The following is a 19267-nucleotide window of genomic DNA, read 5'->3' as shown; positions in this document are numbered from 1 at the left end:
GAGTGGATCACCAGAAAGTCATCCGTGACGTCACGGTCCGCCTGCCCATGGCGTCGACCGTCGCCGATGCCTGCGAAGCGGCCGTCGATGCCCTCGCCCGGTACACCCCCGCCACCATCGCCATCCTGCTGCACGTGCACGGCCGACTCCGCTGCGTCGCCGCCACCGGATCCTGGCAGGTCTTCGCCACCGTCGCGCCGGACGCCGGAATCGTCGGGCGGGTCTACACCGGGGGGCGTTCCGCCGTCGTCCCGGATGTCGCCGCCGACGCCGCTCACATCCCGGTACGCCCCGACGTCACCGCCGAGGTGTGCGTGCCGGTCCTGAACCCGGCGGGCCGGGCCATCGGCGTACTCGACCTGCAGTGGACCGGGCCGGCCGACCTCGTCTCGTGGCGGGCGGTCGCCGAGCGGGTCGCCGCCCGCCTCGGCGCCCGAGTCACGGCCCTCGGTGGACCGGCGGAGAGCCGCAGCGAGAAGCTGCTCCGGCACGCCTCGGCGGTGACCGCCGCCGCCACCGAGTGGGACCTCGTGACAGCCGCGATCGCCGCGGCCCGGGACGTGTCGACCCTCGCCGCGGCCGTCCTGCTGCTCGGTGGCCGGGGCGGCCCGCGACTCGGTGCCCCGACGGTCGCCCCGGGCGAGTTGGAGACCCGGATGCGTACCGAGCTGGCCGAGCTGGATGCCCCGGCGGTCGGGCGCATCATCGACCGGGCCCACCGCTACGGCGCCGGATACACCCTCGGTGAGGCCGGTCATCCACCGACCGACGAGCATCAGCCGCTGGTCCGGGCCGGCGTAAGCACGTTGGTGGCGGTGCCGTTCGGGCCGCCGGAGCGTGGCGGGGTGCTGCTGGTCGCCGACGAGCGGCTGCTGCGGCCGGACCCGACCACGGTCAACCTGTTGGAGCTGCTGGCCGGGCAGGCGTGGAGCTGCCTGGACCGGCTGCGCACCCTGGATCGGCTGCGCGAGCAGGCCAGCTCCGACCCGCTGACCGGGCTGCGGCACACCGGCCCGTTCGGGCAGCGGATCGCCACCGTGACGCCGGACCGCACCGCCCTGTTGGCCATCGACGTGGACGGCTTCAAGACCGTCAACGACACGTACGGCCACCAGGCGGGCGACCGGGTGCTGATCGGACTCGCCCGGGCGTTGGAGGATGCGCTGCGCCAGGGCGACGAGTTGTACCGGATCGGCGGGGACGAGTTCGTCGCGGTGATCGAGGTGGGTCGCCCCGAGGAGGCGGTCCGCGTCGCCGAACGGCTCACCGAGGCGGCTCGCCGGGTGGGTCGCACGATCAGCATCGGAGTGGCCCTCCCCCGCCCCGGCGAGTCACCCGAACTCGCCCTGCGTCGCGCCGACCAGGCCCTCTACGCCGTGAAGCGGCAGGGCCGCGACGGCGTCCACCTCTCCGCCGCCTAATCCAACCACCCCCACCCCCGGCCCCGGCGATCATGCAGTTATGGTTGTCGTTTTGCCACTTAGAGTCCGATACGTCACCACCACAACTGCATGATCGACGAGCGGGGTGGGGTGGGGTGAGGCCGAGCGGGGTGGGGTGGGGGTGTTAGGGTGGGTTAGGTTTTCGGCCAGCAGCTCGGCGAGTTGGGCGGTGTTGAGGGCGGCGCCCTTGCGGAGGTTGTCGCCGGTGACGAAGAAGTCGAGGGCGCGGGGGTCATCGAGAGCGCGGCGGATCCGGCCGACCCAGGACGGGTCGGTGCCGACGGCGTCGATCGGCATCGGGAACTCGCCGGCCTCCGGGTCGTCGACCACGATCACACCGGGCGCGTTGCGCAGCACCCCGCGGGCACCATCGGCGTCGATCTCGGTGCCGAAGACGGCGTGCACCGCGACCGAGTGGCCGGTCACCACGGGGACCCGTACGCAGGTGGCGGAGACCTTGAGGTCGGGCATCCCGAGGATCTTGCGCGACTCGTTACGCAGCTTCAACTCCTCGGACGACCAGCCGCCGTCGACCAACGAGCCCGCCCACGGCACCACGTTGAGCGCCAACGGGGCGGGGAACGGGCCGAGGTCGTCACCGACCGCCTGCCGCACGTCGCCGGTGCGCGAGCCGAGCGACCGGTCGCCGGCCACCTTGGTCAACTGGTCGTGCAGGACGTCCGCCCCGAGCTGACCTGCCCCGGAAACCGCCTGGTACGAGGCGAGCACCAGTTCGCGCAGGCCGTACTCGTGATGCAGCGGGGCAACCGCGACGATCATCGCCAGCGTGGTGCAGTTGGCGTTGGCGACGATGCCGCGGGGCCGGTTGCGCAGCTGCTCCGGGTTGATCTCCGGCACCACGAGCGGGACGTCCGGGTCCAAGCGGAAGGCACCCGAGTTGTCGACCACGACGGCGCCGCGGCTCACCGCGATCGGCGCCCAGTGTGCGGAGACCTCGTCCGGCACGTCGAACATCGCCACGTCGACGCCGTCGAGCGACTGCTCGGTGAGAGCCTGGACGGTCAACTCCTCGCCCCGGCACCAGACCTTGCGCCCGGCCGACCGCTCGGAGGCCAGCAGGCGGATCTCGCCCCACACATTGCGGCGCCCGGTGAGCAGCTCACACATCACGGTGCCGACGGCTCCCGTCGCCCCGACCACGGCCAGGGTGGGCAGGCCGGCCACGCGCGCTACCGCCCCGTCCCCGCGTACACCACGGCCTCGGTGTCGCCGCCGAGGTCGAAAGCCTCGTGGATGGCCCGGACCGCCGCGTCGAGGTCGGTGTCCCGGCAGACCACCGAGACGCGGATCTCCGAAGTGGAGATCATCTCGATGTTCACCCCGGCCTGGCCCAGCGCGGCGAAGAAGCTGGCGGCCACACCGGGGTGCGACCGCATCCCCGCGCCGATCAGGGAGACCTTGCCGACGTGGTCGTCGTAGAGCAGCCCCTTGAAGTTGACCGTCTCCTGGATCTTGCTCAGCGCGGCCATCGCGGTGGGACCGTCGGTCTTGGGCAGCGTGAAGGAGATGTCCGTGCGGCCGGTGCCCTCGGTGGAGACGTTCTGCACGATCATGTCTATGTTGATCTCGGCACCCGCGACGGTGTCGAAGATGCTCGCGGCGGCACCCGGCTCGTCGGGCACCCCGACGATGGTGATCTTGGCCTCGCTGCGGTCGTGGGCGACCCCGGTGATCAGTGCCTGCTCCACAGGAAGCTCCTCCATCGATCCGGTGACCATGGTGCCGGTGTTGGTCGAGTATGACGAACGGACATGGATCGGCAGCCCAGCCCGGCGGGCGTACTCCACGCTACGCAGGTGCAGCACCTTCGCGCCGCAGGCGGCCAGCTCCAGCATCTCCTCGTAGGTGATCTGCCTGATGTGCCGGGCGTTGGGCACGATCCGTGGGTCGGCGGTGAAGACCCCGTCCACGTCGGTGTAGATCTCACAGACGTCCGCGCGCAGCGCCGCGGCCAGCGCCACCGCGGTGGTGTCCGAGCCACCCCGCCCCAGGGTGGTGACGTCCTTCGTGTCCTGCGAGACGCCCTGGAAGCCGGCGACGATCACCACGGCGCCCTCGTCCAGCGCGCCCTTGAGTCGCCCCGGCGTGACGTCGATGATCCGCGCCCTGCCGTGCACCGAGGTGGTGATCACGCCGGCCTGGGAGCCGGTGAACGAACGGGCTTCGTACCCCAGGTTGTGGATCGCCATCGCGAGCAGCGCCATGGAGATCCGCTCACCGGCGGTGAGCAGCATGTCCAGCTCTCGTCCCGGCGGCAACGGACTGACCTGGTTGGCCAGGTCGAGCAGCTCGTCGGTGGTGTCGCCCATCGCGGAGACCACCACGACCACGTCGTCGCCGGCCTTGCGGGCCGCGACGATGCGCTCGGCCACCCGCTTGATCCGCTCGGCGTTGGCGACGGAGGATCCGCCGTACTTCTGCACCACGAGTGCCACGACGGCGCACTCCCTCCCGGTTGCCCTGAGCGTGCCGACGCCGCCGGCACCGGGCTGAGCGTGCCGACGCCGCCGGTACCGTGGCCGGCGGCGCGGGTCGGACGACCTCAGGGTATCGGTCCGCTCTGACCGCAGGGTCAGGTGATCCCACGATCCGGCCCGGGCGCAGAGCGAGGGTGGCCTGCGACACACCGGAAACGCCGGCCTTCCCGGGGGTGCCCGGAGGCCGGTCCAACACCGAGAATGGCCGGGTGTACCCCGCCCACCATCCCGCTCGCCGGCTGACCGGCCCGCTCGCGCTCGCGCTGCCCGTCCTGTTCGCCGGCTGCTCCGCCGACCCACCGCCGGAGCCCTCGCCGCCGCCGAGTTCCGCACCGCGACCGGCCGGGCTGGACGCGGCCCGCGACGAGCTGGCCGCCCTCGCGGCCGCCGCCCAGGACCGGCACCTGATCGCCCGGTACACACTCCGGGTGGACGGCACCGCCGACCGCTCGATCGCGTTCACCAGTGCGAACGACGGCAGCTGGCGGGTGGACGTGCCGGGTGGCGCACTCGGCGGCGCGGCCGACATCTCGCTCGCGGCGACGCCCGACGGCCTGTTCCAGTGCGCGCTGCCGTCGGCGACCCGGCCGGAGCCGGCGAGCTGCGTACGCGTCGGCGAGCGGGACGACACGCTGCCGCGTCGACTCGACCCCCGGGTGCAGCATCCGTTCACCGACTGGCTCGAGGTGCTGACCGACCGCCGCGCCCCGCTGTCGGTCTCGCCGGCCATGGCGCCGACCGGGGCGACCGGCAGCTGCTACTCGGTGGAGACCACCGCGGCGTCGATCAACCCGCCGCTCGACGTGGGGATCTACTGCTTCGACACCGACGGCACGCCGACCGCGGCACGGGCGGCGTTCGGCACGCTGACGCTGGCCGCGCCACCCGAGCCGGCGCCGGCGACCGTGCAGTTGGCCGGGCCGGTGGTCGAGGGTGAACCGCTGGGCATGACGGCGCCACCCGTCGACCCGTCCGGGACCGCGCCGAGCGCCGAGGCCGGCGGCACTGCCCAGGACGCGGGAACGCCCTGATCTCCACTCCGTTACGGGTGTCATTTACCACATTTGTCCAGGCCGCACCTGGGGCGAAAGCGCCCATAGGGGACGCTATCGGCATGACCGACCTCACCTCGCTGCTCGCCTTCCGCTGGAGCCCCCGGTCCTTCGACCCGGTGGCGGAGCTGACCCGAGCCGAGGTGGCGACGCTGTTGGAGGCCGCCCGTTGGGCCCCGTCGGTCGGCAACCGGCAGCCCTGGCGGTTCGTCGTGGGGCACCGCGACGACGAGATCTTCAAACGGATCCTGGTCAACCTGCCGCCCGACGAGCAGCGGTGGGCCGGACGCGCCAGCATCCTGCTGCTCGCCGCGCACTGCCAGACCGGCCACCCGTTCGCGGCGTACGACCTCGGCCAGGCGGTGGCCCACCTGACCGTCCAGGCCACCGCGTTGGGGCTGCACGTGCGCCAGATCACCGATCTCGATCGAGGCGGCCTGGTAGCAGACCTCGACCTGCCCGGCGACGTACGGCCGTACGTGGCGGTGGCGGTCGGGCAACTGGGCGATCCGTTCAGCCTCCCGGCCGACCTGCTGGCTGAGGAGACCTCGCTACGCCACCGCCGACCCCTGGCCGAACTGGTGATGGGCTGCGCAGGCGCCACCGCCTGACCCCGTCTCTCGCGAGCTTCGTCCCAAAGTCCGGACCGACCTTCCCAGAGGTCGTCCCATCACGTAGGGTCACTCTGTCATGTGGCAGGTGCACCTTCTCCTTGGTCGCCGCGACGAGGCCTGACGGCCGGCACCTCGTCGCGGAGTCGGACCGCGCCGCCAGCACTGTTCCGGATCTTCTGCTCGGCCTCGCTGCCGACCTCTACTGCTGACGTCACATGACCCCGGGAGAACTCCGCCATGGCTCACCCAGCCGGCACCACCGACGTTGACTCCGATCCGACCGCCCGGCAACGCCCCAGCCGGATGCCGTACCAGCGGTACCAGCCGTACCAACAGCAGTTCCGGATCGACCTGCCGGACCGCGCCTGGCCCACCCGCCGGGTCGAGGCCGCGCCGCGGTGGTGCGCGGTCGACCTCCGCGACGGCAACCAGGCGCTGATCGACCCGATGTCGCCGGAGCGCAAGCGCCGGATGTTCCAGCTCCTGGTGCAGCTGGGTTACAAGGAGATCGAGGTCGGCTTCCCGTCGGCCAGCCAGACCGACTACGACTTCGTCCGGCAACTGATCGAGCAGGACCTGATCCCCGAGGACGTCACCATCCAGGTGCTGACCCAGTGCCGGGAGCATCTGATCGACCGGACCTTCTCCTCGCTGCGCGGAGCCCGCCGGGCGATCGTGCACTTCTACAACTCCACCTCCACCCTGCAACGCCGGGTGGTGTTCGGGCTGGACCGTGACGGCATCACCGACATCGCCACCAGCGGCGCCCGGCTGTGCCAGAAGTACGCCGAGATCCACACCCCGGACACCGAGATCCACTACGAGTACTCGCCGGAGTCGTACACCGGCACCGAGCTGGAGTACGCGCTGGAGGTCTGCGCGAAGGTCATCGAGGTGGTCGACCCGACGCCGGACCGGAAGCTGATCGTCAACCTGCCGGCCACCGTCGAGATGGCCATGCCGAACGTGTACGCCGACTCGATCGAGTGGATGCACCGGCACCTGCCCCGGCGCGACAGCCTGGTGCTCAGCCTGCACCCGCACAACGACCGGGGCACCGGGGTGGCCGCCGCCGAGCTGGGCCTGCTCGCCGGCGCCGACCGGATCGAGGGCTGCCTGTTCGGCAACGGCGAGCGCACCGGCAACGTCGACCTGGTGACGCTGGGGCTGAACCTCTTCTCCCAGGGCATCGATCCGATGATCGACTTCTCCGACATCGACGAGATCAAGCGGGCCGTCGAGTACTGCAACCAGCTGCCCGTGCACGAGCGTCACCCGTACGCCGGTGACCTTGTCTACACCGCCTTCTCCGGCTCCCACCAGGACGCCATCAACAAGGGTTTCACCGCGTTGGAGGCCGACGCGGCCGCCGCCGGGGTGCCGGTCGACACGTTCACCTGGGCAGTGCCCTACCTGCCGATCGACCCGAAGGACCTGGGCCGCAGCTACGAAGCCGTGATCCGGGTCAACTCGCAGTCCGGCAAGGGCGGCGTCGCGTACATCATGAAGACCGAACACCAGCTCGACCTGCCACGCCGGCTCCAGATCGAGTTCTCCGGGGTGGTGCAGCAGGTCACCGACCACGACGGTGGCGAGGTCGACCCGGCCACCATGTGGCGGATCTTCGCCGGGCAGTACCTCCTCGACCACCAGGCCGATCCGGCGGTGACCCTGACCGAGTACGCGATCGGCACCGCCGACGGCAAGGTCGAGATCACCGCACAGGTCGGCGTCGGCGGGGCGCGCCACTCGGTCACCGCGATCGGCAACGGCCCGATCGACGCGTACGTCAACGCGCTCGGCTCGGCCGGCGTGAGCGTACGGGTGCTCGACTACCACGAGCACGCGCTGTCCTCCGGTGGCGACGCGCAGGCCGCCGCGTACGTCGAGTGTGAGGTGCAGGGGCGCACGGTCTGGGGCGTCGGCATGGACGCCAACATCGTCACCGCCTCCGTCAAGGCGGTGACCAGCGCCGTCAACCGCGCCCGAGGCTGAGGTGTGCGGGAGAGGGCTTCCGGTCGACCGGAAGCCCTCTCCCGGCCGGCCATCCCGGTGGGGCTACTACTTCGGGGTGGAGACCGGCATCGAGTGGCAGGGCTGGGCCGGCGGCGGCCGGCGGGCCGGACGATGGACCAGCAGGACGGCGATGGCCGCGCCGGCCAGTAGCAGCCCGGCGCACCAGAGCAGCGCTCCACGGTAGGCGGCGGTGAGTTCGTCGCGCTGCTCGTACCCGGTGCCGGAGAGCCCGACCAGCAGCGGCAGGGCCGCCACCGCCAGCAGGCCGCCGACCCGGGAGGCGGCGTTGTTGAAGCCGCTCGCCACCCCCGCGAAGCGGTCCTCGACGGCGGCCAGCACGGAGGCGGTCAGTGGCGCCACCACCAGGGTCAGTCCGGCACCGAAGACCGCCACCCCGGGCAGCACCTCGCGCCAGTACGACGCCCCCGGTGAGACCTCACGCAGCATCAGCAGACCAGCGGCGGCCAGTACCGGGCCGACGGTCAGCGGCAACCGCGGCCCGATCTTCGTCGACAGCGCACCGGCTCCGGGCGAACCGACCAGCAGGAGCAGGGTCATCGGCAGCAGCGCGAGACCGGTCAGCAGCGCCGACCAGCCGACCACGTTCTGCAGGTAGACGGCGATGAAGAAGGTGAACCCGCCGAGGGCGGCGTAGACCAGCACGGTGAAGACGTTCAACACCGAGAACAGCCGGCTGCCGAACAGGCCGGTGGGGAGCATCGCGGTGTCTCCACGACGCCGTTCCACGAGCACGAAGACCACGGCGGCGAGCACCGCCAGCAGGGCCGCCGCCAGCACCGCCGGCGAGTACAGGCCGCGACCGGGCGCGTCGACCAGGGCGTACGTCACGCCGGCCAGGCCGAGGGCGCCGAGCAGCGCGCCGGCCACGTCGAACCGGCGTGCCCGCCCGGCCCGGGAGGCGCTCTCGTCCCGGCTCTCCGGGACCCAACGAAGGGTCGCCAGGATCACCAGCACGGCCAGCGGTACGTTCAGGAAGAAGATCCACCGCCAGGAGAGTGCGTCGATCAGCCAGCCGCCGATGAACGGGCCCAGCGCGGTGGAGACACCGGACAGCCCCGACCACGCCCCGATGGTCTTCGCCCGGTCGTCCCGGTGGAAGCTGGCCTGGAGCAACGACAGGGAGCCCGGGGTCAGCAGGGCTCCGCCGGCGCCCTGGAGGAACCGGGCGGCCACCAGCCAGTCGGTCCGCTGGGCGAGCCCGCAGAGTACGGAGGCGAGGGTGAACGCGACGACGCCGATCAGGAAGATCCGCCGCCGCCCGAAGCGGTCGCCCAGCGCCCCACCGAGCAGGACGAACGCCGCCAGGGTCAGCAGGTAGCCGTTGACGGTCCACTGTAGGCCGGCCACGGAGGCGCCGAGGTCGGCACCGAGTCGGGGCAGCGCCACGTTGACCACGGTGCTGTCGAGGAAGACCATGCCGGAGGCGAGCACGGCGGCGGCCAGGGTGCCCCGGCCGGCGCTGCTTCGCAGCCGGAGGGCGGAGGCGGGTTCAGGCATGGCTACCAATCTGCCGTGCGCCATCTGTAAGACACCACGAAACGCCGAAACCTCGCCCGGGTACTGTGCGGGATCGCCGGGAGCCCGCAAGCTGGAGAGGTGTCGTCTGTGCGTACCAGATCAGGAGCCCGCGCCCGGGGGGCGCTCGCGCTCGCCGCGGCGCTGATCCTCGGCGCGGCGGGTTGCGTCCCACTGGAGGAGCCGGAGGCGTTGCCGAGTGGCGACGGCGCCAGCGTCACCCAGATGCTCGACCAACTCACCGTCGCCGAGGCCAACCCGATGCGCGGTTACAGCCGCAGCCGCTTTCCGCACTGGGACAAGACCGGGCAGAACTGCGACATCCGGGACACGGTGTTGGAACGCGACGGCAAGAGCATCCGCCACTCCGGCTGCAACGTGGTGGGCGGCCGGTGGGAGAGCGTCTACGACGGGCGAAGCTTCACCGATCCGTCCAGCGTGGACGTCGACCACATGGTGCCGCTGGCCAACGCCTGGCGCTCCGGCGCCGACGACTGGGACGACGCGAAGCGTGGCGACTTCGCCAACGACCTCGACCGGCCGCAGCTCTTCGCGGTTTCCGCCTCCTCCAACCGGTCAAAGGGTGACCAGGATCCGTCCCAGTGGAAACCACCAAACCGGTCATACTGGTGCCAGTATGCCGGCGACTGGGTGGCGGTGAAGCACCACTGGCGGCTGACGGTGACCAGTGCGGAGAAGGCCGCGCTGGCCGACATGTTGGAGGGCTGCGCATGGGAGAGCAAGCCGTAACCGGCGATGTCCCCGTGCCCGAGCGGGCGCCGGGCTCCGGCGGTGCGGACGCGGCGGCGGCCGGCAACCCACCGCCCGGTCCGGCCACGGCCGGGATGACCGCCGACGGCGAGGTGGAGGTGCCGAGCGCCGGGATGACCGCCGACGCCGGGGGCGCTCCCGGACCGCAGAGCCGGACCACGGACATCGTGTCCGGGCCGGGCGGGGTGATGACCGACGAGGTCGGTGTGGTCACCGGCGAGCTGACCCTGCGCACCGAATTCGCCGACGGGCAGGTCACCCTGCGCGTGCAGTACAAGGACGCCGACGAGTGGTACGCGGTCACCGGCGGCCGGGCGTCGTGGGGCGACGCCGCCGGGCTGGACGCGGTGCACAGCATCGCCGTCGGCCTGCTGAACCGTCCGGAGGGCTGAGGGAGTCACCTTCCTCAGACGAAGGAGCCGGGCTCGCTGGGGGCGGAGACCGCCTCGGGATCCTCACCCTCATCCGCCGGGCGGACCATCTCCGCGCCGACCTTGTGCGGACGCAGTTCGCCGCTGGCGACCTGCTCGGCCCAGTGGCAGGCGACCCGGCTACGGCCGATCTCCCGCAGCACCGGCCGCTCGTCGGCGCAGCGGGTCGGTTGCGCCCAGGGGCATCGGGTATGGAAGCGGCAGCCCGACGGCGGGTTGGCCGGCGAGGGCAGGTCACCGGCGAGCAGGATCCGCTCCCGGCGGTCCTCCACGTCCGGGTCGGGCACCGGCACCGCCGACATCAGCGCCCGGGTGTACGGGTGCAGCGGCTCGGTGTAGAGCCGGTCACTCGGCGCCTCCTCGACCAGTGCACCCAGGTACATCACGCCGACGATGTCGGAGATGTGCCGGACCACCGCCAGGTCGTGCGCGATCACCAGGTAGGTGAGGCCGAGGCTGTCCTGCAGTTCGTCGAGCAGGTTGACCACCTGGGCCTGGATCGACACGTCCAGCGCGGAGACCGGCTCGTCGGCGACGATCAGTTCCGGTCCCAGCACCAGCGCGCGGGCGATGCCGATGCGCTGCCGCTGACCTCCGGAGAATTCGTGGGGGTAGCGGGACAGCGCCCAGCGGGGCAGCCCGACCTTGTCCAGCGTCTCGGCGATGATCTTACGACGTCCGTCGCGGTCGCCGCCGATGCCGTGCGTCTGCAGGCCTTCGGTGAGGATCGACTCGACGTTCTGCCGCGGGTCGAGGCTCGACATCGGGTCCTGGAAGATCATCTGCATCCGCCTGCGCATCGCGCGCAGCTTGCCCGGCGGCAGCTTGGTCAGCTCGACCCCGTCGAAGTCGACCTCCCCGGCGGTGGGCGGGGTGAGCTGGAGCAGCGCCCGCCCGAGCGTGGACTTGCCGCAACCCGACTCGCCGACCAGGCCGTACGTCCGGCCGCGCGGGATGCGCAGGTCGACGCCGTCGACCGCCCTGACGTGGCCAACCGTGCGGTCGAACAACACTCCCCGCTTGATCGGGAAGTGCACCTTCAGATCCCGTACCTCGACGAGGATGTCGCTGCCGGTCATCGCTTCTCCTCCTCGCGCGGCGCGGGCACCGGCCCGCCGGCCGGGCTACCCGCCTCCTGGACCTGGGCGTCGACGGCCGGTGCCGACCCGGCACCGTCGGCGGCGTCCGCCGGCCCGGCCGGCGATGCTGCCGCGGCGGGCACCGTGCCGGGCACCGGGGCCGGGTTGACGCAACGGTAGCTGCGACCGGCGTGGGTGAGCACCATCTCGGGCGGCTCACCGACACAGGCGTCCACCCGGCGAGTGCAGCGCGGGGCGAAGGCGCAGCCGTCGGGCCACGGCAACAGGTCCCGCACCGAGCCGGGGATGGGGATGAGCCGCTCGCCGCGCCCGGCGTCCAGACGCGGCACCGAGCCGAGCAACCCCACGGTGTACGGGTGTCGGGGCTCGCGGAACAGCGGACGCCGGCGCGCGGTCTCCACCACCCGACCGCCGTACAGCACGTTGACCGTGTCGCACAGGCCGGCCACCACGCCCAGGTCGTGCGTGATCATCACAAGTGCGGTGCCCGAGTCCCGGACCAGGTCCTTCAGCAGTTCCAGGATCTGCGCCTGGATGGTGACGTCCAGAGCGGTGGTCGGCTCGTCGGCGATGAGCAGCCGAGGCTGGCAGGCCACCGCCATGGCGATCAGGGCGCGCTGGCGCATCCCTCCGGAGAGCTGGTGCGGATACTCCTTCAACCGCCGCTTCGGGTCGGGGATGCCGACCCGGTCGAGCAGCGCGGCGGCCTCCTTCGCCGCCGCGTCGCCCTTGAGGCCGCGGTGTCGGGTCAGCACCTCCGTCACCTGTAGGCCGATCGGCACGACCGGGTTCAGCGACGACAGCGGGTCCTGGAAGATCATCGCGATGTCGCGACCCCGGATGTCCCGCCGCGACCGGTCGTCGAGCCGGAGCAGGTCGGAACCGTCGAACACCGCCTTGCCACCCACTCGCAGGCCGGGCTGCTTGGGCAGCAACCCCATGATCGCCAGCGAGGTCACCGACTTGCCGCAGCCGGATTCGCCGACCAGGCCGACCACTTCCCCGGCGTCAACGGAGAAGGACACCCCGTCCACGGCGCGTACGGTCCGCTGACCGCGCCGGGCGAAGGTGACGGAAAGATCTTCGACATCAAGCAGTGCCATGACGCACCGCCCTTTCGTTCGCGGCTACACCAGCTTCTGCCCGCGACTGCGGGGCTCGCTCCGCTCGCTCCTCGCCCGCGCGACTGGGGCTCACAAGCTCACTTCTCACGCTGACGACACCTACTTCCGCAGCTTCGGGTCGAGGGCCTCACGCATCGCCTCACCGAGCAACGTGAAGCCCAGCGCCGTGATGATGATGGCGACCGCCGGGTAGATGGCCAGCGCGGGCCGGATGCCGATCCACGGCTGCGCGTCGGCCAGCATCACGCCCCACTCGGGAGTGGCCGAGTCGGGGTTGCCGAGACCGAGGAAGGACAGCGCGGCGGCCTCGATGATCGCGGTGGCCAGCGTCAGCGTGGCCTGGACGATGACCGGGGCGAGCGAGTTGGGCAGCACGTGGGCCAGCGCGATCTTCGACTTGCGTACGCCGAGCGAGGTGGCCGCCAGCACATAGTCGCTGTTGGACTGGGCAAGCATCGAGCCGCGCAGCAGCCGGGCGAAGATCGGCACCGACACCATGCCGACCGCGATCATCACGGTGGTCAGGCTCGGCCCGAGCAGGGCGGCGATACTCACCGCCAGCAGCAGGCTGGGCAGTGCCAGCAGCATGTCGATGAAGCGCATCAGGGTGGTGTCGATCCAACGCCCCCAGCGACCGCCGAGGCCGGCGGCGGCGCCGGCGACACCACCGATCAGCGCGCCGATGGCCAGACCGATCATGGTGGCGACCACGCCGACCAGCAGGGTCTGCCGGGCTCCGACGATCATCCGGCTGAAGACGTCCCGACCCTGGTGGTCGTAACCGAGCCAGTGCTCGGCCGAGTGCCCCGGGATCATGCCCTGCCCCACCCGGACCACGCCCTCGCGGATGCCGATGGTGTCCGTCGGGCCGTACGGCACGAAGAACGGGCCGACCACCGCGACCAGGACGAAGATGGCCAGGATCACCGCGCCGACGATGGCCGCCGGGTTGCGTCGCAGCCGACGGAAGGCGTCCTGCCAGAGACTGACCCCGCGCTCCTCCTCACGGGCGGCGAGCTCGGCGAGCCTGTCGATCTTCTCGCGCTTCTTCCCGCTGATGATCGTCATCGGACCCTCACCCTCGGGTCGATCAGGCTGTACGAGAGGTCGACGAGCAGGTTCACCAGCACGTAGACCACCGCAATGATCATGATGAAGCCCATCAGGACCGGATAGTCACGCTGGCTGATGGCGTCGGCGAGGAAGGCGCCGATCCCGCTGAACGCGAAGACGGTCTCGGTGAGCACCGCGCCGGAGAGCAGACCACCGGTGAGCAGACCGATCGAGGTGGCCACCGGGAGCATCGCGTTGCGCAGCACGTGCCGGCGGCGAACCACGTTCTCGGTCAGGCCCTTTGCCTCGGCGGTGCGCACGAAGTCCTCGTTGAGCACCTCAAGCACGCTGGCCCGGGTGATCCGGACGATGATCGCCAGCGGGATGCTGGCCAGCGCCATCCCCGGCAGCACGAGATGCATGAGCGCGTCGGCGGCAGCGTCCCACTCCCGGGTCATCAGCCCGTCGAGGACGAAGAAGTTGGTGATCCGGGTCGCGCCGAGGGTCGGGTCCTGTCGCCCGCTGGAGGGGAACCAGCCGAGGTTCTCCGAAAAGATCGCCTTGAGGATGTACGCCAGGAAGAAGACCGGAATGCAGATGCCGATCAGCGACCCGCCGACGGAGGCGTGGTCGAGGAACCGGCCGCGCCGACGGGCGGCCAGGTAGCCCAGCGGGATGCCGATGCCGATCGCGATCACCAGCGCGGCGATGGTCAACTCGACGGTGCCGGGGAAGCGCTGGAGGAACTCCGTGGTGACCTCGCGCTTGGTCGAGATCGACGTGCCCAGGTCGAGGCGGATCATCCGCCGGACGAACCGGCCGTACTGGATCAGGATCGGCTCGTCGAGGCCGAGGTTGCGGCGGATCGCGGCGCGCATCTCGGGCGTGCCCCGCTCGCCGAGGATGGCGGTCTCGGGGCCGCCGGGCAGCCGCCGGAGCCAGATGAACAGCAGGATGGAGAGCCCGAACAGCGTGGGTATCAACTGCAGCAGGCGTCTGACGATGAACCGGAACACGGCGGCCTCGTAGGGTGCTTTGCCGATCGCGGGCGGGCGCTGTGGTACAGCGCCCGCCCGCGGTCTGTGCGTCAGATCAGGACTTGAACTCGGCGGTGGCGAACCGCTCGTCGGTGAGCGGGCTCGCCTTGACCCCGGTCACGTCCTTGCCGAACACGATGGCCGGCGGCGAGTGCGAGATCGGCACGCCGGGCAGGAAGCTCATGATGTCGGCGTTGAGCTCCTTGTAGAGCGCCACCCGGGCCGCCGGGTCCGCGGTCGAGTCCGCCTGCTTGAACTTCTCGAACAGGGCGGGGTTGTTGTAGCCCCACTCGTCCTTCTGCCGGTCGAAGAAGGTGCCGATGAAGTTGTAGCCGTCGCCGTAGTCGCCGGTCCACCCGAGGAAGTGCAGGTCGTGCTCGTCGCCGGAGGTGGTGGCGTTGAGGTAGTCCGGGCTCCACTTCAGCGGGATCGGCTCGATCGTGATGCCGGCCGCCTGGAGGTCCGCCGAGACCAGCTCGAAGAGGTCCTTCGGGTTGGGCATGTAGGGCCGGGTGACCTCGGTCGGGTAGTGGAACCGCAGGGTCAGGTCCGACGCACCGGCCTCGGCCAGCAGCGCCTTGGCCTTCTCGACGTCGTACTCGTACTTGGTGACGTCGCCGTTCCAGCCCTCGACGGTGTCGGGGAAGAAGTTCACCGCGACCTGGGCGCCCGGTGGCAGCTTCGAGTCGACCAGGGCCTGCCGGTTGACCGCGTGGGCGAGCGCCTGGCGGACCTTCAGGTCGGCCAGCTTCGGGTTCCCCTTCTGGTTGATCCCCAGGTAGAGGATGTTGAAGGCCGGGCGGGTCAGGACGTTGAAGCCCTCACTCTTGAGCGGCTCGACGTCGGCCGGGCCGACCAGGTCGTAACCCTGGATGCCGCCGGAGCGCAGCTCCTGCTTACGGGCGTTCTCGTCCGAGATGGTCTTGAAGATCAGGCTCTTCAGCTTGGCCTTCTCGCCCCAGTAGTCCTCGTTCCGCTCCAGGGTCAGCGTCTTGTTGGCGATGTCCCAGGTCTTGAACTTGAACGGACCGGTACCGGTCGGGTGCTCGGTCGCGTACACGGGGTACTTGATGTCGTCCGCGCTGCCCGAGACGTTGCTGGCGTCGTACTCCTGCAGCGCCTTCGGGCTGTGGATGGAGAAGGACGGCAGCATCAGGGCGGCCGGGATCTTGCTGGAGACCCGGGTGAAGGCCAGGCTGACCGTGGTGGGGTCGGTGGCGGTGCAGGACTTGAAGAGGCTCTCGCCGAGGGTGTCGTCCTCGTTGGCGGCGAAGCCGCCCATGACGTCCTGCCAGTAGGCGGTCACGTCGGGGCTCTGCATGAGGCCCTTGGCGTTGTACCAGCGGTCGAAGTTGACGCAGACGGCCTCGGCGTTGAAGTCGGTGCCGTCGTGGAACTTCACGCCGGTACGCAGCTTGAACGTCCAGGTCGTGCCGGTGGCGTCCGGCTCCCAGGTCTCGGCGAGGCCGGGGCTGACCTTGGTGCCACCCTCCTCGGGGCGGACCAGCGTCTCGAACACCTGACGGGCCACGCGCAGCGACTCACCGTCGCTGGCGAAGCTGGGGTCGAGCACCTTCGGGTCTCCGGCAACGCCGAAGACGAGGGTGTCCTTGCTACTACCGCTGGAGCCTTCACGGTCGCTTTCGGCACAGCCTGCTACCGCGAGGGCCGCGGCCGCCACGGCCGCGATAGCGACCTTCGGCCTGGATGCACGCATGGTGCTTCACCTCGTCCTGGGGGGTACGGACAACGTGGTGACAGGGTCACCGATGGCGGTGACCATAGCTCCCGTTCGGACCGCCCGGAAACGGCGCGGGAAGCTCTTGGTACCGGATCGTGTCCTTAGTGCCTGGCCCCGGTGACGCGGACCAGGGGGCTCACGGACAAAAGCCCTCAATAGCCCTAAACAATCGATACCATTCTGTTACATCGATCGGGCGGATCACTAGCAGTGTGTCATACCACCGGCCGAAGCCTCTCACGGTGTGGGCGGCGCCGGGCACGTGGGCAGACGCACCAGATCGAAGCCGGCATCCGGTGCGCCCAGAGCCCGGAAATCGAGTCGATGGCAGAGCTGCAGTATTCCGTCCGGCCATGGACCGTAGGCCTCGGTCGACTCGACGACCAGCGACAGTTCCGGCTCCCGGCGGATCTCCCAGATGTCCACCCTCTGCTCGGCGGCCAGGGCCGGTTGTCCCGTTCCTGCCGCACCTCGACCTCCCTCGTACCAGGTGCGACCGGTGGGGTCGGCCGCTACCGGCCGACCCCACCCGACGCACTTCACGGAGGTCATCACCAGCGCGTCACCGTCGTCCCACCGGCACCCCGTCGTCGGCGGACACACCTTCCACGGCCCGCCGCTCGGCGATCCGTCACACGGCCCGGCGCCCCTCGAAGGCCCGACCCAGGGTGATCTCGTCGGCGTACTCCAGGTCGCCGCCGACCGGTAGCCCGCTGGCCAACCGGGTCACCGCGATGCCCATCGGCTTCACCATCAACGCGAGGTAGGTCGCGGTCGCCTCGCCCTCGGTGTTCGGGTCGGTGGCCAGGATCAGCTCCCGGACCGCGCCGCTGCCCAGCCGGGCCAGCAGCTCGCGGATGCGCAGGTTGTCAGGCCCGATGCCCTCCAACGGGTTGATCGCCCCACCGAGCACGTGGTAACGGCCGCGGAACTCACCGGTCCGCTCGATCGCGACCACGTCCTTCGGCTCCTCGACCACGCAGATCACCTCGTCCGTCCGGCGCGGATCGCGGCAGATCCGGCACTGGTCGGACTCGGCGACGTTGTAGCAACTGGTGCAGAAACGCACCAGTTCCTTGACCTTGCGCAGCGCCCCGGCCAGCCGGTTCACGTCGGCCGGGTCGGCGGACAGCACGTGGAAGGCGATCCGCTGGGCGCTCTTCGGACCCACGCCCGGCAACCGCCCCAGCTCGTCGATCAGGTCCTGGATGGCGCCTTCGTACATCCGGGGCTCAGAATCCGGGCAGGCCGAGGCCGCCCATCCCGCCCGCGACCGGGCCCATCTTCTGGTCGGTCAGCTCGCGGGCCGCCTCGGTGGCGTTGTGCAGCGCGGCGACGACCAGATCTTCCAGCGTCTCCACGTCGTCCGGGTCGACCGCCTTGGGGTCGATCTTGATGCTCTTCACCTCGCCAGAACCGGAAACGGTGGCGGTGACCAGGCCACCGCCGGCGGTGCCGGTCACCTCGGCCTCGGCCAGCTCGGCCTGCGCCTTGGCGATCTGCTGCTGCATCTTCTGCGCCTGCTTCAGCATCTGCTGCATGTTCGGCTGTCCACCAGGCCGCACGATGACTCCCTCAACTCGTCTTCCCTGCCGCCGCCCACCCTAACGGCCCCCACCGACCCCACCCCGCCCGCCGCACCCGTCGCCGTTCCACCTCGGCGGGGTGTGTCCCTGGAGGTCAGTCGCCGATCTTTTCGGCTCCGCCGAAGGTCTCGCGAAGCAGCCGGACGGCCTGTTCCTCGCTCGACTCGCGGGCCGTCTTCTCGTCGATGATCTCGTCGAGCGGTTCGTCGCCCGGGTCGAAACCCTCGTAGGCGGGAACGGCAGCCGGTCGCGCGCCGCCGGGGCGTCCCGCATCGCCGCGCACCGGGCCGTCGAAATCGGGATCGTACGGCGGCTCGCCGGCGAACTCGACGTCCGCCGTCCGCCGGGTCACCTGGGCGGTACGCGCGCCCGGCCGGCCGCCGCCGCCCGAGCCGCCGCGATCGCACGACTCACCGGCGCGCCACCGGCGCCGCTGCCAACGCTGCCGTTGCCGCTGGTCGCCGCGCCCTGCTGTCTCGGCGGGACATCCGCCCTCGCGTCGGCCGGCGAGCCGCCCGGAGCACCGGCACCGCCCGGCTGGGCACCGCTACCGGCGACGCCGGCACCGCCCGCCGGGGCACCGGCTCGACCGCCCGCCGGAGCGTCCGGCGTCGGGAGACGACCGGAGGTGCGGACGAGCCGCCAGGGCGAGCCGCCTCCGGCCACCCGTCATCCAGATCGTCCCCCGCGGTGGCCGAGGAGGCCGGTGCGGAACTGCCGGGGCGGGCCGGCTCCGGCCAGTCGTCCTGGTCACCCGCCACAGCGGCGGACGTCGCGTCACCGGACCGGCCCGGGTCCCCGACGTCGGCGGGCAAGCCGGACGGGGCGGCGGGGCCGGGGCCATGGGCACCACCCGAACCCTGGCCGGCACCGGCGGCGCTCGGATCAGACGCTGGGGCGGAACGGGATGTGGTGCGCGGGTTGCCGGGCGACATGCCGCTGCGCTCGCCGGGCACCTCGCAGCGGATCTGCCAGCGTCCGCCCAGTTCCTCGTAGAGCGCGTCGGTCAGCACGTGGGCGTGGTCGGACATCATCCGGGCCAGCACGGCCGACTTCACGGTCAGCACGAGGGTGTCGCCGTCGAGATCGCGGACGACCGCGGCCCGCATCAGCGCCGCGATCCGCTTGTTGCTCCGGTTCACCTTGCCGACCACCTCCGGCCAGACCCGACGCACCGCGACCGCGTCCAGTACGCCCGGGGCCGCCGAACCGGGCCGCGGCGGCTCCGGAGTAGCCGGATCAGGCATGACGGCCGACGCGGGTACG

The 19267-nt window shown here is 71.0% G+C and carries 18 protein-coding genes and 1 pseudogene; 6 read left to right on the top strand and 13 right to left on the bottom strand.

From position 1 onward, the window contains the following. Nucleotides 1–2: 2 nt before the first annotated feature. Nucleotides 3–1421: a sensor domain-containing diguanylate cyclase gene (locus tag KIF24_RS00960; RefSeq protein WP_221082342.1), complete on the top strand. Its 1419-nt coding sequence runs from the start codon at nucleotides 3–5 to the stop codon at nucleotides 1419–1421. 147 nt (nucleotides 1422–1568) lie between these two features. Here KIF24_RS00960 and KIF24_RS00955 read toward each other — a convergent pair. Together KIF24_RS00955 and KIF24_RS00950 are read right to left on the bottom strand one after the other, a co-directional pair. After that, nucleotides 1569–2627: pseudogene (locus tag KIF24_RS00955) on the bottom strand (aspartate-semialdehyde dehydrogenase); the annotation flags it as partial. A gap of 5 nt (nucleotides 2628–2632) precedes the next feature. Next, nucleotides 2633–3898, bottom strand: coding sequence for an aspartate kinase (locus KIF24_RS00950; protein WP_221082341.1), 1266 nt, complete (start codon nucleotides 3896–3898; stop codon nucleotides 2633–2635). Nucleotides 3899–4149: 251 nt separating this feature from the next. Here KIF24_RS00950 and KIF24_RS00945 point away from each other — a divergent pair, with 251 nt between their 5' ends. The 3 genes from KIF24_RS00945 (at nucleotide 4150) to leuA (ending at nucleotide 7601) form a co-directional block, all read left to right on the top strand. Beyond that, on the top strand, nucleotides 4150–4971 hold the full coding sequence (locus tag KIF24_RS00945; RefSeq protein ID WP_331460978.1) for a hypothetical protein: 822 nt from the start codon (nucleotides 4150–4152) through the stop codon (nucleotides 4969–4971). An 83-nt stretch (nucleotides 4972–5054) separates the two neighbouring features. Beyond that, nucleotides 5055–5603 carry a nitroreductase family protein gene (locus KIF24_RS00940; RefSeq protein ID WP_221082340.1) on the top strand — a complete coding sequence of 183 codons (549 nt, stop codon included), beginning with the start codon at nucleotides 5055–5057 and terminating at the stop codon, nucleotides 5601–5603. A 240-nt stretch (nucleotides 5604–5843) separates the two neighbouring features. Further along, entirely contained in the window at nucleotides 5844–7601 is a 1758-nt protein-coding gene (gene leuA / locus KIF24_RS00935) for a 2-isopropylmalate synthase (protein ID WP_221082339.1), read from the top strand. Nucleotides 7602–7667: 66 nt separating this feature from the next. Here the strand turns inward: leuA and KIF24_RS00930 are convergent, their stop codons facing one another. Continuing rightward, entirely contained in the window at nucleotides 7668–9140 is a 1473-nt protein-coding gene (locus KIF24_RS00930; RefSeq protein ID WP_221082338.1) for an MFS transporter, read from the bottom strand. 108 nt (nucleotides 9141–9248) lie between these two features. Here KIF24_RS00930 and KIF24_RS00925 point away from each other — a divergent pair, with 108 nt between their 5' ends. Together KIF24_RS00925 and KIF24_RS00920 are read left to right on the top strand one after the other, a co-directional pair. Further along, a complete protein-coding gene (locus tag KIF24_RS00925) occupies nucleotides 9249–9908 on the top strand; it encodes an HNH endonuclease family protein (RefSeq protein WP_221082337.1) in 660 nt (219 codons plus the stop codon). Then, nucleotides 9890–10321 carry a hypothetical protein gene (locus KIF24_RS00920; RefSeq protein WP_221082336.1) on the top strand — a complete coding sequence of 144 codons (432 nt, stop codon included), beginning with the start codon at nucleotides 9890–9892 and terminating at the stop codon, nucleotides 10319–10321. Before KIF24_RS00925 ends, KIF24_RS00920 begins: the two co-directional genes overlap by 19 nt. Before the next feature lie 14 nt (nucleotides 10322–10335). Here KIF24_RS00920 and KIF24_RS00915 read toward each other — a convergent pair whose 3' ends face one another. From KIF24_RS00915 to KIF24_RS32035, 10 genes are all read right to left on the bottom strand, one after another. Next, nucleotides 10336–11439 (bottom strand): ABC transporter ATP-binding protein, encoded by a 1104-nt coding sequence (locus tag KIF24_RS00915; RefSeq protein WP_221082335.1) that lies wholly within the window; start codon nucleotides 11437–11439, stop codon nucleotides 10336–10338. Further along, nucleotides 11436–12563 (bottom strand): ABC transporter ATP-binding protein, encoded by a 1128-nt coding sequence (locus tag KIF24_RS00910; protein WP_221082334.1) that lies wholly within the window; start codon nucleotides 12561–12563, stop codon nucleotides 11436–11438. The genes KIF24_RS00915 and KIF24_RS00910 overlap by 4 nt, the downstream gene beginning before the upstream one ends. A gap of 120 nt (nucleotides 12564–12683) precedes the next feature. Continuing rightward, nucleotides 12684–13652 carry an ABC transporter permease gene (locus KIF24_RS00905; protein WP_221082333.1) on the bottom strand — a complete coding sequence of 323 codons (969 nt, stop codon included), beginning with the start codon at nucleotides 13650–13652 and terminating at the stop codon, nucleotides 12684–12686. Beyond that, nucleotides 13649–14653 (bottom strand): ABC transporter permease, encoded by a 1005-nt coding sequence (locus tag KIF24_RS00900; protein WP_221082332.1) that lies wholly within the window; start codon nucleotides 14651–14653, stop codon nucleotides 13649–13651. Before KIF24_RS00900 ends, KIF24_RS00905 begins: the two co-directional genes overlap by 4 nt. 76 nt (nucleotides 14654–14729) lie before the next feature. Further along, nucleotides 14730–16391, bottom strand: a complete 1662-nt coding sequence (locus tag KIF24_RS00895) for an ABC transporter substrate-binding protein (RefSeq protein ID WP_221082331.1) — start codon at nucleotides 16389–16391, stop codon at nucleotides 14730–14732. Between the two features lie 261 nt (nucleotides 16392–16652). After that, a complete protein-coding gene (locus tag KIF24_RS00890; protein WP_221082330.1) occupies nucleotides 16653–16841 on the bottom strand; it encodes a hypothetical protein in 189 nt (62 codons plus the stop codon). 205 nt (nucleotides 16842–17046) lie between these two features. Further along, nucleotides 17047–17640, bottom strand: coding sequence for a recombination mediator RecR (gene recR / locus KIF24_RS00885; protein WP_221082329.1), 594 nt, complete (start codon nucleotides 17638–17640; stop codon nucleotides 17047–17049). Between the two features lie 7 nt (nucleotides 17641–17647). Next, complete coding sequence (locus KIF24_RS00880) at nucleotides 17648–17956, bottom strand: YbaB/EbfC family nucleoid-associated protein (RefSeq protein WP_221083110.1); 309 nt, start codon at nucleotides 17954–17956, stop codon at nucleotides 17648–17650. A gap of 139 nt (nucleotides 17957–18095) precedes the next feature. Next, nucleotides 18096–18353: a hypothetical protein gene (locus tag KIF24_RS32040; RefSeq protein ID WP_230414765.1), complete on the bottom strand. Its 258-nt coding sequence runs from the start codon at nucleotides 18351–18353 to the stop codon at nucleotides 18096–18098. A gap of 58 nt (nucleotides 18354–18411) precedes the next feature. Further along, nucleotides 18412–19248 carry a hypothetical protein gene (locus KIF24_RS32035; protein ID WP_230414763.1) on the bottom strand — a complete coding sequence of 279 codons (837 nt, stop codon included), beginning with the start codon at nucleotides 19246–19248 and terminating at the stop codon, nucleotides 18412–18414. Nucleotides 19249–19267 lie beyond the last annotated feature (19 nt).

Source organism: Micromonospora tarapacensis (assembly GCF_019697375.1).
Lineage (GTDB): Bacteria > Actinomycetota > Actinomycetes > Mycobacteriales > Micromonosporaceae > Micromonospora > Micromonospora tarapacensis.
This window is presented reverse-complemented; position numbering and strand designations above follow the sequence as displayed.